Here is a 14,837-nt window from a genome sequence, read left to right on the forward strand (position 1 = left end):
CGAAATTGCCGCTAAGGCTAGGGTGTCGGCCGCCCCGCCCAAGCGATTTCCAAAAAAGCCTATTCCTTTCATTTCCTCCTAGCTCCCTGGGGCGCGTGGCCCGACGCCCAAAAAATCAACATTCACAGGTTGAGATATAAACATTCATCGCTAAAATACCACGCAATGCAAATAGTGGGAGGCGTCCGAATGCGGCGTTTTATTGGCTTGGTAGGAAGTGCTCTTGTTCTGACGTCGAGCATGGCGGCAGCACGTGAGGGCCAGGGTCAGTTCGATATGCGCGAGTGGATCGTGCCCGAGACGTCCGCCCTCGTAACCGTCCCTGAGCACTCTGAGCATGCGGTCGCGACACCGAAACGGGTGGGCCCAGAGAAGCTCAAACCGGTGTGGTCGGTTCAAGGGCCGTCTACGTACCGTCCCGGAACGTGGATCGATACGAGTTACCGGAAGGATCCGAGACTCATATTGAGCCAAGTCGTTCGATTCGATTTTGATTTGTCGGAGTCGGCGTCCACGAACGCTGCGGCGCTGGTTGCCGCGCAAGTTGCAGGGCAGGGCGTCTCGTATCTGGTGGTGGGGCATGCGGACGAGCGTGGTACCGACGCCTACAACCTCGCCCTGTCGAAGCGCAGGGCGGAGGGGGTGAAACGCGCGCTGGAGGTCGCTGGTGTGCCCGCCAAATCAATCGAAGCGCGCTGGTACGGAAAGAGGCTACCGGTGAGCTTCGCGGATCAGAGTCTGAACCGCCGGGTGGAGATCTTGGTCAGCGGCGATCGTCCGGCTCAACTTAGGCGCGGAGCTAAGGCGGTGGGAGCTACGCCGCGTAGCAATCCGGGCATCGCGGAATCCGCGGCCCGTCAACCACAACCATCCCCTGGGGCCGTCTCGCCAGGATCTGCCGCATGCCACGTGCCTGGAGCGCAAGTCGTGGGCGGAAGGATTGTTCCTGCTTCGAACAACAAGGAGTGCAACCAATGATCGACGAAATTGATATTCCTGCGCACACGGACGACATGCCTTCATTTCTTCTATGGGAAATGGACGAGTTCCTGGTCTTGATGCTGTGCTTCCTGGGCGGCTACATCGCTCGCGGCATGTGGCCGTTCGTTGGCGCCGCCATCGGACTTTGGTTCACGGCGCGGATGCGCCGCTGGAAGCAGAACGAGATGATGGGAGCTATCCCACACATCGTATTTGCAGCAGGTTGGGCGGGTATCAACAAGCTGTATCGGAACGCGAAGCATGGGGTGCTGTGGTCATGAAGCTCAACTTTCTGACGAAGTCCTGGCGAAGCGCCGAGCGAAGCGTCCAGTTTTTGCTCGTGATTCTTCTGATTGAGAGCGTGGTCACCTTGGGAGCGCTGTACGGCTGGCTGAAGAAGGACGTCGTGACTCGCCTGGTGCCGCCTCGCATGACAGTAGAGGCAGAGATCAGTGCGGATAGTGCGTCCAAGGACTACCTGATCAGCGTTGCATTAACTGCGGCGACCCTTACGGGGAACGTGAGCCCCAAGAACGTGACGTTTGTGGCAGACGCGATGGGGCTCATCACGTCGCCGGCGATTTATCCGGAAGTCAGGCGCCGACTCTTCGCGCTTGCGATGGATCCTGTGTTCAAGGACCGCGGAGGCAGCGTGACGTTCACTGCGACCGGAATGGACTACGAGGCGCGCACCAAGACGGTATTCATCAAGGGCGAGCTCCAGTCTACGACTACGGCCGGCCCGATCGGGAAAGGAACTCCGTACGTTTACGAAATCCAAGTCGCCATCGAGAACGGCTGGCCGCAGATCTCCAAGTTCGATCACTACCCAGGCAAGCAAGAGAAAAGCCAGCATTGGCAATCAAGAAACCGTCGCGCGTTGGAGCGCGAGGCGGCTGAGCACGCGGCGGATCAACGTGCGGAAGACGCCGCAAAGGATCCTTGGTTCGACGACGCTGTTCGCTTCGGCGCGGCCGGCGGCAGCGTCGAAACCAGAGATCTGATGAGCGACGAGCGGCGTCAGAACAATGAGCAAGGAGAGAGTAAGTGAAGCGAGTCGTTTATAGCCTACTTCTGGCGTCATGCGCCGCGTCGAACGCCTTCGCGGTGGACCAGTACAAGTTGCCCCCCCCAGGACAGACTCCCGTGCAACGCCAGGCGATGCCTGGTGTCGGCACCATGCCTGGCGAAGCCGTCCAGCGGAGCAACGTGGTCCCTGTGACGGGGGAGGAGACCGTGCCTGTCGACATCTCGGCCACGTACATGAACCGCATCGCGACGCCTTTTGCGCGAGCGAAGGTAATCGACGCTACGAGCGGCGAAGACAAAAAGCCTCAACTTGGGGAGATGGTTATCACGGCCAACGGCTCGTCTGTGTACGTGCACGCCAATGGTGCGACTGATGCGCAGGCGATTTACATCACGGGCGACCAGCCGGGGGATCCCGTCATCTCGCTTCTCCTCATTCCGAAATCGATACCCAACCAGGTGATTCCTCTTCAGTTGAACGGCGGGTCTAACGCTGGTGGTTCATCGACGTCCGGATTCGATGCGCGTGCAAAGTCTGATGTGTACACCGATCAACTTGTCTACGCGTTGCGGACCCTTGCGTCGGGAGGGCGATTGCAGGGCTACGCTGAGGGATACATGCCTTCTGCGGTTGCAGCTATCGGTGAGGTGAGCATCCGGCCCCTGTCGCGGCATTCTGGGGCGCACTACGACATCTACCGGTACCGGGTATCTGGACCGGCTGATCGGACGGTGGAGTTGCAAGAGCCCTCCTTCTGGGCGGAAGGTGTTCGCGGGGTTGCATTCTTCCCAACCTCCGTCGTGGGAGGTGGAGCGGAGACCGATCTCTTCGTGGTCGCGGACAAGTCCGCCACGGGGCAGGGAGGAGCGCAATGAGCGAGAAGAAAGGTCTGAAGGACTGGTGGAACGAGCAAGGCTCGGGTGTTCGTCTGGGGATCGTCGGCGTCAGCTTCATCGTCGTCGTGGTGCTGCTCTTCATTCTTCTGAAGCCCGCGCCCAAGAAGCGCGTCCCGAAGAATCCCGAGCCCCCGGTGTCGGCAAACATGCTGCTGCCAAAGCCGAAGGATCGCACGGTCGAGATGCTCGCTGGCGACCTTACGGCGCAATCAAAGCAGTTGAAGGATCTTGGAGACCAGATCAAGCAGGAGCGAGAGGCCCGGAAGCAAATCCTCGGTCGTTTGGAGGACGCGATTGACAAGATCAAATCGGCGCCAGGCGCGGACGGCGTCTCCAAGGACATTCTTTCTGAGGTCCAGAAGCTGAGCACACGCCTGGACTCGCTGGAAGGGAAGAAGGAGTTGGGTGCGGGATATCAGCTTCCGAATGCCCCAGCCTCTTCTTTGCCTTCCGGAGCTCCGATGGCCGCACCCACGGCCAGTCCGGAGGTGAAGGCCATTCGCATCCGGGTTACCGAGAACGCCACGCCAAAGCCCGAAGAGCCACGGACAGATTCCGAGGCTCCTGGTGAATACGTCCCGATGACCACGGTGTTTGAAGGGCACCTCATCACGGGTATGGACGCTCCGACGGACCAGTCCGCCAAGGCAAAAGTGAACGCGGTACCCGGAATCCTCCGCGTTAAGGGCATTTCGTCAATGCCCAATGGACATACGTCGCAGTCGCTGAATGATTGCCGCGTGCTGGTCGCAGGCTACGGGGGACTTTCCGACGAGCGTGCCCAGCTGCGCACCGAGAGTATCGCTTGCATCATTCCCAATGACGATCCGACCAAAGAGCCTCGCGTCGTAGAGGCTCCGCTGGATGGGTTTGTGCTAGGCGAAGACGGGCGCGTGGGTGTGCGGGGACGGCTCGTTTCCAAGCAGGGGCAGCTGATCGCAAAGACGTTGATGGCCGGCGTGCTGTCCGGATTCGGCGACGCGTTAAAGCCGACCCGCGTACAGGGCTTGGATCTCAACCCTTCGGGAAGCGTCCAGACTCAGTCCGTCGACGCCAGCACGATCGGAAAGACCGGGCTTGCAACAGGCCTCTCCGACGCCGCCAAGAGCGTGAGCGAGTACTACCTGAAGTTGGCAGATCAAATGATGCCGGTGCTCGAAGTTGACGCCGGCAGGAAGGTGACCGTGGCACTTAAGAAAGGATTTGTACTGAAATGAAGAAGCTCCTATTGGTGTGTTCGTTAACCGTGGCCCTCAGCGGTTGCGCGTCGATCTTGGATCCCGCGGGCGGCCGCTCTTCGTTCACGTGCATGGATCCGAACAATCCGGATTCGCTGCAAGACGGAATTACGTGCAAAACGCCGATGGCCGTCATCAAGTCGACCGATCAACCGATGCCTCTGAGGGAGAGCGATTTGCCCTTCGGGGTGACCATGAAGGACGTTGAATCCGGGGCGGTCGCAGGCAATGTGCAGATCGGAAGCTTTCCGGCTGGCAAGAGCGATCGGCAGCGGACGCAAGGAGCTACGGTTGCAGGCTCCTATGACCTGGTCACGGCCGTCGGTGCCGGGGCTGGCCCGGGCGCTGGAAGCGACATCTACGGTAAGCCCGTTCGCGAGCCCGCCGTGGTGATGCGCATTTGGGTGGCACCGTGGATCGACGCACGTGACGACCTGCATTACCCCTCGTACGTCTTCACCGAAGTCCAGCCCCGCCGCTGGGCTATGGGGGCGGCTGGTTTCGTTAATCGAGGAATTCTGGCGCCGGCGAAGATGGTGCGGCCGGCGGGTGCGAAGGCTGTCGGTTCGCCGCGTGTGCCGCGCTCCGGCGGATCTCAGGAACCCGCCGAATCCTCTGCAACAAGCACCAGGGAAAACAGCATTAAGGACATGGGAGGAATGCCACAAATCACCAACCCGTAGCGAACGAAAATCTCACCAACCAAGGATAGAAACTAAAGGAATAAAACATGGAAATCTCCCTCAAGCCGATGGCTTCCGGTTCCAGCGAGAGTGCGATTCAGAACCCTCCGAAATGGCTGCTCATGGTCGCCGCCTTCATCATTATCGCCATTGTGTCGCTGGCATCAGCACATGCTGGTGGCGGCGGCGACGCGTTGACCGAATTCAACGACTTCCTGGAAGACGAGTACAACGGCTCGCTTGGCCTGGCCATTGGCCTCGTATCGGTCCTGTTCGGGCTTGTGGCCACGGCGGTCATGATGACTTTCAAGCCCGCCGCGATCGGTGTGGGCGTGGCGTTCCTTATCGGTCCGTTCGTCGATGCTGTCGTGAAGGCGCGTGCGTCCGGGTTGCCCGAGGTCGTCGCGCACGTCGTAACTACCGGGATTCCCGGCCTCACCCTCTAGGGGTGCCTGCGCAGAGGCGAACTGATCCCTCTATCTGCTCTACCAAGTAGCAAATGCAGGAAGGCAGCGACGTCCGGCTCGATGCCCGGACCCGCTGCCTTAGTTTTACTGTGCACCCTTCGCTGAGCTTGGCATGCCCGCTAGTCGGCAGCCTCGCGATCGCAATCATCCCCACCCCGGACGCCAGATAATGAGCAAGCTCAAGAAAAACCATCCCGCCGAGAACATCACGGTCACTGCGTGGGATGACTCCTCCAATATCCTCTACTTCGAATCCAAACGGTTGAAGGAGCGTTTCATTGGCGCGGTGGGTGTCACCTCGCCGGTGGTGGGAACCGACAACCAGTTCGTTGAGCGCCTTTCAGTATCCTTGTCTGCGAACCTTCCCGCGGGGTCCATCATTCATTGGGGTATCCTCGCCGATCCCGACATCGATGCCATTGTGGAGGGCTACCTCTCAGGGAAGGCCGGTGCTGGCGGCATATTGGCCTCGATGGCTCGCGAGCATGCCGAATACATAGCGTCAGGGACCACGCAGCCGCTCATTCCGACGAATGGAGTCCGGGTCCACAAAAAACGGCTTTTTGTGGGAATTAAAGTGCCAGTGACCGCGGCTGACGTCGCGGCCGACGATCTCGCACCCGCGACCGAGCACGTCACAGGGCTGTTTGACCGCCTGAAGACCGCGGGCTTTCATTTTCGTCTGCTCGACGAGGCGGGGTATCGGCGAATCGTTAAGAAGGTCCACAACCCCTGGGCTTCAGACGATGATTGTGTGGCCCCGTTGGACGAAGAACGTCCACTCAACGAGCAGATTCTTCCCAACTCGTTCTCGGTCGACTATTCCCAAGATCACGCGTCGATATCGTTCAATGACGGGCAGCATTTCGCCAAGGTGCTCAGCGTGAACAACTTCCCCCAGCGTGCGCACTCATGGATCATGAATGAGGTGATAGGCGACGCCAAGGGGCTCACCAATCAGATCCAGGAGCCCTTCTACCTGTCCTTCGTCATGCTTTACCCCGATCAGCAGGCGCTTAAGCGTAAGGTCGGCTTGATGTCGACGGTGATCAACAACCAGGCGTACGGGCCGACGATCAAGCTCTGGCCCGTTATTGGCTATAAGAAAAAGCGTATCGACACGCTCGTCCACGCGTTGAACGGCCGCGGTGAAATTGGCGTGCAAGTGTCCATGGCGCTTGTCATCTATTCGAAGAGCAAGGACCGACTTCGCTCGTACAGCGAAAGCTTGTGCACTTACTACCGTGCGATCGGCGGTAAAGGAAAGAAGTTCGATATCCGAGAGGACAAGCGAATCCTGCGCACCGTATTCGAGCAGGCCCTCCCATTGAATGGGAGTGAAGGCGGGTTGCACCGTTCCTTCCGCCTGCGCTCCATGTCAGTTCCGCAAGCCGTGCGATTTTTGCCGATCTATGGCGACGGAACGGGGAGTCGGACCTCGTCAGGAACCCTAGTTCTAACACGACGTGGCGAAGCCGCGATGATAGACCCGCTGGCTACACCCGGTAATGCAAACGGCCTCGTGTATGCCGAATCTGGCAGTGGGAAGTCCTTTTGGGTGCAGGCGGTCGTCTCCGACATGCTGGCCTCAGGGGTGAAGGTGTGGATTATCGATGACGGCCGATCCTACGAGAAGCTTGGTCGGTCGCTGGGCCCCGATAAATGCCAGGTCATCACCTTCTCCAAGGAAAGCTTTCTGTCGCTCAATCCTTTCACATCAATTCCATTGGGGGGGCTTCAAGAAGAGATGTCGCTGCTCTCGACGATCTTCACGAAGATGGCCGCGCCAAATGATGGGCTGGACGACGTGAAGCGGCCGATTCTGGAGCGCGCGATTACGGCTGCGTACATGAACAACACGAACGAGGCTATTCCCGAGGATGTCGCCAATTTTCTGTTGACGCAGCCTGACGAGTTGTCGCGGACGATTGGTAAGCAGCTATACCCGTTTGCCTCGGGCCAGTTTGCCCATTGGTTCAACAAGCCCTTCAACATCAACATGGACGCCCAACTCATCATTCTGGAGATGGGTGACCTGAAGCTTCTTCCTCATCTGCGGGACGTGGTTGTGCTTCAGATGTTTGCCGCGATCGCGCGCAGCCGACAGAAGCTGAAAACCCAGGGCATTCGAAATCTCTTGCTGGTGGAAGAGGCGAAACAATGGCTGCTGAATCCGATCATGGCGGAGGGCATTGACGAGTCCTACGCCCGCGCGCGTAAAGACCTTGGCGCAATCGCTTGCGTGACCCAGGGTCTGCTGGATATCGGCAAATCTCCCCGCGGAGACTCGATCCTCCAGAACACGGCGTGGCATGCGATTCTCAAGCAGAAGCCGGATCAGGTGCAGAAGGCACTTAATCAAGACCACTTTTCAATCGACGCCTATGGCGCGGAGCAGATCAACTCGATTCACAAAGTGGACAACGTCTACTCCGAGTTCATGTTCAAAGTCGACTCCGCATACGAGATCTACCGACTCGTGCGAAGCCGCTATTCGAATGTGATGTTCTCCACCAGCGGAAGGGAACGGACGGAGATCCTTCGCATGATCGATCAGGGTGTTTCGGCTGACGCTGCTATCCGCAGATTCCTCGACGAAGAGGCGCGCGGTGTGGTTTCCCGTCACGAACCCACTCTCACTATGGGCTGAGCCAAGACAACTCTTCTTTTGCAAGGTGATCGGAATGAATTTGTTCTCGTTTTTGTACGTGGCCGCCGGCGCGGCGTTGCTGTGTTTATTGGGATTGTGGCTGGTGCGGCCTAAGGCCATAAAGCCGGAATTTGCGATCGCGGTGTTCGTCGCGGTGGTAATTGCGTCAACTCTTGCGGCATGGAACCTTGACTCGGACGGCCCGCTGAGTGCTGAGACGGATTCCCCGCAAAGGACACGATCGACCGCTACGTCTCAAGAAATGGACGGTGGCACGCCCGTCGTAGTGCTCGATGCGGCAGGGTTAGCTGAGCGATTCTATGAGAGGGCGTCGCTTGCCGGGGAGGTGAACTCTCCGGTCGATGTCGCTCAAGATTTCGCGGCGCAACTAGCTCGCGTCCTTCGCGACTACGAAGGTGCAGGAATTCTTGTGCTGAAAAAAAATGCCGCACTCGCTGTCCCGCCCCTGGGGGATGTCACCACAGTCGTCGCCGAACGCCTGGGCTTGGGGGCAGAGAAGTAGATGACTTACCTGCAAAGCTCCTGGCGAAGAATCGCGGCCAACTGCCGCCAGCTGAGCAAGAACCGGACGGCAATATTGTTAACGCTGGTGGGCGCCGTGCTGGCGCTCTCGGCCCGTCCGGTAATCACCGACGCATTGCGCCAGAAGATGCACTTTGCTCTGGACGTGCAGGTGGAGGAGAACCGCTGCCTACCTCACACCTTCTACTTTGTAAGGCTTGGGCGTCCCGAAGGCGGGCTTACTCGCGGCATGTACGTCGAGTACATCGCCAATGGTGGACTGATGGGCCATGCCTTGGATGGACAGCGGATCATTAAGATCGTGGCCGCGCTGCCAGGTGATAGGGTTCGCGTGGACGATTCGGGCATCTCCATCAACGGGAAATTCTGGGGCCCGCTAGGCCTGTCCAGTCGGCTCGACGTAAGTGGGTTACGCATGCAGGGAGATGCAACGGTTCCAGGGGGCAAGGCGCTGCTGCTCGGCACCATGCCCGGATCCTACGATGGCCGGTACTGGGGATTCCTGGACCAAGACCAAATTATTGGACAGGCATGGCCCCTTTTTTAAATCAAAAAAGTATGATTTAAATAAATCATTTGTGGGACACCGTTAGATGTGTGCAAATCCGATTCTCAAGATATTTGCCGGGCTGTGGTTGTGCGCTGCGATCTTGCCGACCGCGGCGGCTGCACAAAACACAAGCTTTTATGACCGCAAGGGCGAAGGTTGGTTTTGGTACCAAGATCCGGAGTTGGAGCCCGAACCTGTAGACGAGAACCAGGTAAAGCAGCAGGCAACCACGCCACCAGCCGATCCCAAATCGCCCAAGGCTGTTGAGCCTCCATCCTACAGGCGGCAGGAGGTGGAGCCTTTTTCCGTAGAGTGGTTACAGAAGCAGATGCCGGTGCTTCTAGGTCGAGCAATTGACGACCCAACAAAGGAAAACGTGGAGGCATATCTATACGCTCAACGGGTGGCGATGGACAAAGCGCAACGGTATGCAAACCAGGTTCAGATGGTTGTGGCAAACGATCCGTATCTAGACGAAAACAATCGCGTTCCACTGTCCAGCTTTGCGAAGAAAGATTTCCTGCGATATCGAGGGGAAGGCCAAACCGAGGCGATGGAGCATCTCAGCAAGATCGGTGGCCTCTGGGTGTTCTTCGACTCGACGTGCGCCTTTTGTCCGCCGCAGGTCTCGGCTGTGAGGGATCTTGCCCGCGAATTCGGTTTCCTAACCAAATTCATTTCGATGAACGGCGAGGCGGTCCCCGGGCTTGGACAGGATGAGTTTGTCCCGAATGGTGGCCAGGCGCAGCGGCTAGGTCTGCGGCTCACTCCCACTACGGTGTTCGTGGTCCCACCGGACAACTACTACATCCTGTCGCAAGGGATGATGTCTCAGGATCAGCTTCGTGACCGTCTCATCGTCGCTGCCGACTACAACGGGCTGCTACCAGAAGAAATCCTGAAGAAGCTACGCGTGTTCGATCGCGGTGTGCTCAGTACCGAGGACATGAAGGCGGGAGCGGGCGACGACCCAGGTGAGTGGGTGCGCTATTTGAAAGAGCGGCTGTCGGGCCAGTACTAAAAGGAAAACACTATGAGGTTGAGACTTCACATGCGAAGGTCCGTCGTTCTTACGGCACTAGCCGTAGCTTTAAGCATGTCACCGGAGCTAAAGGCGGCCTCGCTGAGCTCTGAGCTGGATGGCATGTTTGCGAATGCGACCGCACCTGGGTCGTTTAACAGCCAGCTACGCAATGGTTTTGTCGGTGGGGGAATCGGTGTGCGAACTCCGGTTCGTCCGATAAACCTTATCGCGTTTGACCCGCCGAGGCTCGCTGCTGGATGTGGTGGCATAGATCTCTATGGTGGCTCGTTCTCGTTCATCAATAGCGAACAGCTGCAAGCCCTTCTTCGGCAAATCGCGGCGAACGCAATCGGCGTGGCATTCAAGGCGGCGATCGACTATATCAACCCTGCGCTCGGCAAGATCATGGGCGACTTTCAGTCGATATTGCAAAGCTTGATGCAGAACCTTCGCAATACCTGCGCTCTTGCCCACACCGTCGTGAATTGGGGAAAGCAGGCGTTGTTTGCTTCAGAGGAGTCGCTCTCCGCGGAAAACTCGGAAGGAAGCGGAGGCTTTGTCGACCGGGTGGCGAGCATCACCGATTCGGTCAAAGGCTTTTTCAGCAGCGCGAATCGCCAGTCGAAGGAGGCCGCGGACAAGAACGCCATTACGGAGACCGGAAATCTCGTGTGGAAAGCGCTGGGTAACTCTGGCGCGGCAGACGAGTTCGGCAATCTGTTGACGGGCGAGTCCACGCGAAAGGCGTCGAAGGAATTCGTCATGTCGCTTTCCGGTACTGTCGTTGTCGGAGCAGACTCCTCTGACAGCGATAGCGCAAAATCCATTGGCCAGGTTCGGGCGGGCACCGTCGACCTTTACAACATCCGTGATGGAGCCAAGGAGGGCCAAGCGAGCCGGCTGGAAATGCTGCGTTGTCCAGCTAGTGGATACAACGACAGCACGGCTGACCGGGTTCCAGATGGGCCGTGCACCACGGTGACGCTTGAAGCGGTTCCATCGTCTTTCACGGGAGTGAAAGAACACGTCGCGAAGCTGCTGTACGGTTCAACGCTTGGCGCGAAGGACCAAGTGTATGCGGATTCCATTATCGCGAAGATCAACAGTTGCGAAAGCACGCGGAACGAGTGCGGATTCACGGCGCAGCAGCGAGCTCTACTGAACGCGGTATCGGCGCCTCTCCTAGGCCTTCTGGTCGCAACCCAACAGAACACGGCATCAATGACTCAAGTCGCAAAGCAACTTGAGCCATTGATCGTGAACGAAATAACGATTTCGTATGGGGACGCTGCGTTGCGCGCCATCCGCCAAGCATTCTCGGGTAAGGACCAAACGACAATGCCGCCAGTGATCGAGGCTCGCGAACGGTTACTGAGCGACCAAGTCCGTCAGATGCGCGAGGAAAACGCTATCCAGTGGGACCGAGTGATGAAGGCGAAGGAGTACTCGGACATCCTGGTCAAGTTCAACCCGGCCATTTTCAGGAACTATCGATGATCCCGCGGAATTCCCTCGATATCGCCGTGAACGCGCCGGCGACAAGCGATTGGCTGATTCGGGTGCTGACAGTCGTACTCCCGCCAGTGCCCGGCGTCATTGCTGTCGCGACGTGCATCTTTTGCTGCGTAATGTTCGCTCTTTCCGGAGGAAAGGTAGGCGTATTGCCGTGGGCGGGCTTCGCTGGCTTTATCGCACTGGCCGTCTGGCTCATTGTGTACACGTCGCTTTCAACTGTGCTCGTCGCGTCGCTCTTGTTCCGGCGGCTGAGGTTTGGGGCGTCAGTGAAGCGCGCCGTTTCGAAGAACGACGTCCAAGCGGATTGAGAACTATGGCGACCTTTACTACCTACCTGACCGGCCCGCTCGATATGTTCTATGCCACGCTCAATGGCGTGGCCATGGCGTTCAACGATACAGGCCTCATTACCGGCGCAGCGGTGCTTGGCGGGTTGCTCGCGATCGCCTCTGGTGCCTGGTTCCACATGAACCAGTACATGCCAAGCACTGTCAATCGAGGGCACAGCATCTTCGAGAGCGCTGTGATCATCGTGTTGGCGCTAACCGCTGCCGGATTGCCGATCCGCAACCAGCTGGTAAATGTGTATGACGGCAGTATTCGTGCGGTCGATAACGTGCCCGCGGTGCTTGGCATTCCGGCGGCACTCTATAGTCAGCTTAGCTACGGCGTCCTGGAGACCGTGGATACCTCGTTCTCGACGGTGAGCGGTAGCTACATGACTGTGGCGCAGAATGGCTTCGTTACCCCGCTTGCGCTGCTCTTCACCATGCGTGGCGGTTTGGAGAAGGCCGACCCGGCGATGGTCGCGACCTGGAAGAATTTCGTGCTTTATTGTTCGCCAAACTCTGCCGTCAACAGCACAGAGACGGAGCAGGTTCCCGACTATTTCAACTATCTCTTGGACAACTCCAAACGGGGTGGCGTGCTGATCGGATACATCAACTACGACGGCACTGGAAATATCGAAGCTGGCGTTGCAATGTCGTGCATTGAGGCGGCAGAAGCACTGCGATCGCGCGTCGATTTGCTTTTCGCCAATGCCAATCTGTCCACGTCTCCTCTGAACACCCTCATTAATCAGAACATGAAGACTGCCAAGGTCGGTTTGGGAGCGGGCGGGCAATCTTCGTATACGGTTGCGGACGTGGAGAACAGCTACAACGCCCTGATGCAGCTTGGGGCAGGATGGGGCCAGTCGGCGCAACAGTTTATGCTGAACGCGCTGCTTCGCAATGCAACCGCAGACACATATCGATGCCGACTTGCTGCCACAAGCCCATCTGCATTCAATGAGTGCACCATGATGCAAAGCGACGCCATGGAGAAGTACAAGGTGGACGCGACGGCGGCTGGTAGCGGCTTTCAGAAGACGATGTTCACCGGCATGACGTATATGCAGATGCTGTACTACGCGTTCGGTGTCATTGTTTTCCTGTACGGCTTGATTGCGGGCGCCCGTTGTTTTGGAGCAATGGCGAAGTTCATGCAGTTCGGTGCATGGGTCTTCAGCTGGCTACCGTTCGCGGCCGTGATTAATGGGTTCATCCAGCTCACCGTGGTCGAGAAGATGGGCCAGTACGCGCTCAACGCGTTAACGTTGCAGAATTTCGATGCGGTGATGTACGACACGTTGAGCACCAACCTTGCATATGCCTCCGATCTAATGGCGGCTGTTCCGTTGCTGACGATGGCGATCATCTATGGCTCCCCGTATGCAATGGCCGGTATGGCCCAACGCATGTCCGGGCGGGACTACGTGTCCGAGGATAAGGTTGCGCCCGACTCCGTTAAGAACTCCGCTCCCATTCAAGTGACGCCGGCGTACACACAGAATATGCACGCCGGCGGCGCTTCGTCCTATGCGGCGGACCGACAGATTCAGGTCGGTAACGACCTTTCGGCCATGCAGCAGAGTACGTGGCAGCAGACTCAGCAGGCGCAAGCGTCAGTTGCTGATGCGATGGCCCAGGTCCACTCGACTGCTTTCGGGCTCAAGTCAGGCAGCAGTACATCGACTGCTGTACGGGACACAGTTGCCACGGGTGAGGAAAGCGCACAGATGGCCGCTCAGCAGACGTTCAAGCAGCGACTCATCGAGAGCGGGATGACGGAGCAGAAGGCAGATGCGATCTTCCGTGAGCAAAGCAAGAGCATTGGAACCAGCGTGGACGGAAAGCTGGGATTCAGCGCTCCGATGGTTGGCGGTGTGAGCGCAGGTCGATCGGTCAGCTGGACCGATTCGGATGGGAAGCGGCACACCGAGACTATCACGCAGCAAGAGTCGGAGAAAATAAACCGCGCGGCCATGGCCGCAAATTCATCCGCCACGACGATACGAATGGGAGCATTGTCGGACGCGGCTCATCAAGTGCAAAGAAGCGACGGCTGGGAATCAAGCGATGTGAGGTCGGCCACCGGATCGGTGACTGAGACCGTGTCGCGCGCGCGCTCTGAAATGGAGACTTATGCGCGCACGGAGTCCGCTGGCAGTCGAATCGGTGCGGGCTTCACGTTGAGCCTCAGCCAGAACGGGCATTTGCTGGAGAGGAACGATTCGTATGCCCCGGTCAAGTCAACTATCGATGACCTGCATAACAAGCTGGTCGAGGCTCGTCCAGAGCTTCAGTCGGTGACCAACACCACCTATAGGCAACTCACCGACCAGGCTGGTTCCAATCGTGCCGGCTCCGAGGAATGGGCAAAGCTGGAGACGCTGCGGCAGTATGACCAGGGCGGGTACGTCCGCGCGGTCGACGTGATTGCAGGTGCGACTGGGATCGGCGCTGGTTTCGATGCCGGTGCGTTGCGAGGCGTCTCAGGTGACGTGCAGGCGCTCGCCCCGCCTGACGTAACCGGCCGCGTTGGGCCTGGCGGCGACGCCAGCTACCGGAGCGCCGGAGTGCCTGACACGATGACCGGCGACCAGTTGCGACAACAGCTGCAAAGTTCGAATCAAGGATCGACTATCGTGAGACGCGGTGAGACGCTGGAGGAAGCTAACCACGCTCGGTATGAAGGCCAGAACGCGGCGCCTGGGTCTCGTGCAGCGGATGTTGACCTGACGGGGCGGGTCATTGAAACTCTTTCGGGGGTTCCTGCTTCCGATCCAGTCGCACGAGCTCAAGCATACCTTTCGGGCCGGGCATTCGCTGATGCGCCGCCAGTGGACGGCCAGCTTCGTGGGGACGCCACGCCTATCGCGGGCGATCGTCAGAATGGTCCATCCAGCGCCAGTCCCGTACAGATGCCGGTAGCGG

The 14,837-nt window shown here is 58.4% G+C and carries 14 protein-coding genes; all 14 read left to right on the forward strand.

Going from position 1 to position 14,837, the window contains the following annotated elements:
- Window positions 1–276: 276 nt before the first annotated feature.
- Complete coding sequence (locus BMW75_RS29945; RefSeq protein ID WP_371466910.1) at window positions 277–978, forward strand: OmpA family protein; 702 nt, start codon at window positions 277–279, stop codon at window positions 976–978.
- A complete protein-coding gene (gene traL / locus BMW75_RS09635; protein WP_054470926.1) occupies window positions 975–1,262 on the forward strand; it encodes a type IV conjugative transfer system protein TraL in 288 nt (95 codons plus the stop codon). The genes BMW75_RS29945 and traL overlap by 4 nt, the downstream gene beginning before the upstream one ends.
- Entirely contained in the window at window positions 1,259–2,032 is a 774-nt protein-coding gene (locus BMW75_RS09640; RefSeq protein WP_054470927.1) for a TraE/TraK family type IV conjugative transfer system protein, read from the forward strand. Before traL ends, BMW75_RS09640 begins: the two co-directional genes overlap by 4 nt.
- Entirely contained in the window at window positions 2,029–2,886 is an 858-nt protein-coding gene (locus BMW75_RS09645; RefSeq protein WP_054470928.1) for a TraK domain-containing protein, read from the forward strand. Before BMW75_RS09640 ends, BMW75_RS09645 begins: the two co-directional genes overlap by 4 nt.
- A complete protein-coding gene (locus BMW75_RS09650; RefSeq protein ID WP_054470929.1) occupies window positions 2,883–4,124 on the forward strand; it encodes a TraB/VirB10 family protein in 1,242 nt (413 codons plus the stop codon). The genes BMW75_RS09645 and BMW75_RS09650 overlap by 4 nt, the downstream gene beginning before the upstream one ends.
- A complete protein-coding gene (locus BMW75_RS09655; protein ID WP_054470930.1) occupies window positions 4,121–4,828 on the forward strand; it encodes a TraV family lipoprotein in 708 nt (235 codons plus the stop codon). Before BMW75_RS09650 ends, BMW75_RS09655 begins: the two co-directional genes overlap by 4 nt.
- 47 nt (window positions 4,829–4,875) lie before the next feature.
- Window positions 4,876–5,274, forward strand: a complete 399-nt coding sequence (locus tag BMW75_RS09660; protein WP_054470931.1) for a hypothetical protein — start codon at window positions 4,876–4,878, stop codon at window positions 5,272–5,274.
- 190 nt (window positions 5,275–5,464) lie between these two features.
- A complete protein-coding gene (locus BMW75_RS09665; RefSeq protein ID WP_054470932.1) occupies window positions 5,465–7,945 on the forward strand; it encodes a TraC family protein in 2,481 nt (826 codons plus the stop codon).
- Window positions 7,946–7,979: 34 nt separating this feature from the next.
- The gene (locus BMW75_RS09670; protein WP_092578870.1) at window positions 7,980–8,468 is read left to right on the forward strand and encodes a hypothetical protein; all 489 of its coding nucleotides are present in this window, start codon (window positions 7,980–7,982) and stop codon (window positions 8,466–8,468) included.
- On the forward strand, window positions 8,469–9,035 hold the full coding sequence (locus BMW75_RS09675; protein WP_054470934.1) for a S26 family signal peptidase: 567 nt from the start codon (window positions 8,469–8,471) through the stop codon (window positions 9,033–9,035).
- Between the two features lie 46 nt (window positions 9,036–9,081).
- The gene (traF, locus tag BMW75_RS09680; RefSeq protein ID WP_076515809.1) at window positions 9,082–10,059 is read left to right on the forward strand and encodes a conjugal transfer protein TraF; all 978 of its coding nucleotides are present in this window, start codon (window positions 9,082–9,084) and stop codon (window positions 10,057–10,059) included.
- 75 nt (window positions 10,060–10,134) lie between these two features.
- Window positions 10,135–11,559 (forward strand): conjugal transfer protein TraH, encoded by a 1,425-nt coding sequence (locus BMW75_RS09685; RefSeq protein ID WP_165601248.1) that lies wholly within the window; start codon window positions 10,135–10,137, stop codon window positions 11,557–11,559.
- Entirely contained in the window at window positions 11,556–11,885 is a 330-nt protein-coding gene (locus BMW75_RS09690) for a hypothetical protein (RefSeq protein WP_076515807.1), read from the forward strand. The genes BMW75_RS09685 and BMW75_RS09690 overlap by 4 nt, the downstream gene beginning before the upstream one ends.
- A 5-nt stretch (window positions 11,886–11,890) precedes the next feature.
- Window positions 11,891–14,837, forward strand: a 2,947-nt coding sequence (locus BMW75_RS09695) for a conjugal transfer protein TraG N-terminal domain-containing protein (RefSeq protein WP_092578872.1), incomplete at its 3' end; no start/stop codon positions are given.

It is taken from the genome of Achromobacter sp. NFACC18-2 (genome assembly GCF_900108985.1).
Classification (GTDB): Bacteria; Pseudomonadota; Gammaproteobacteria; order Burkholderiales; family Burkholderiaceae_B; genus Achromobacter.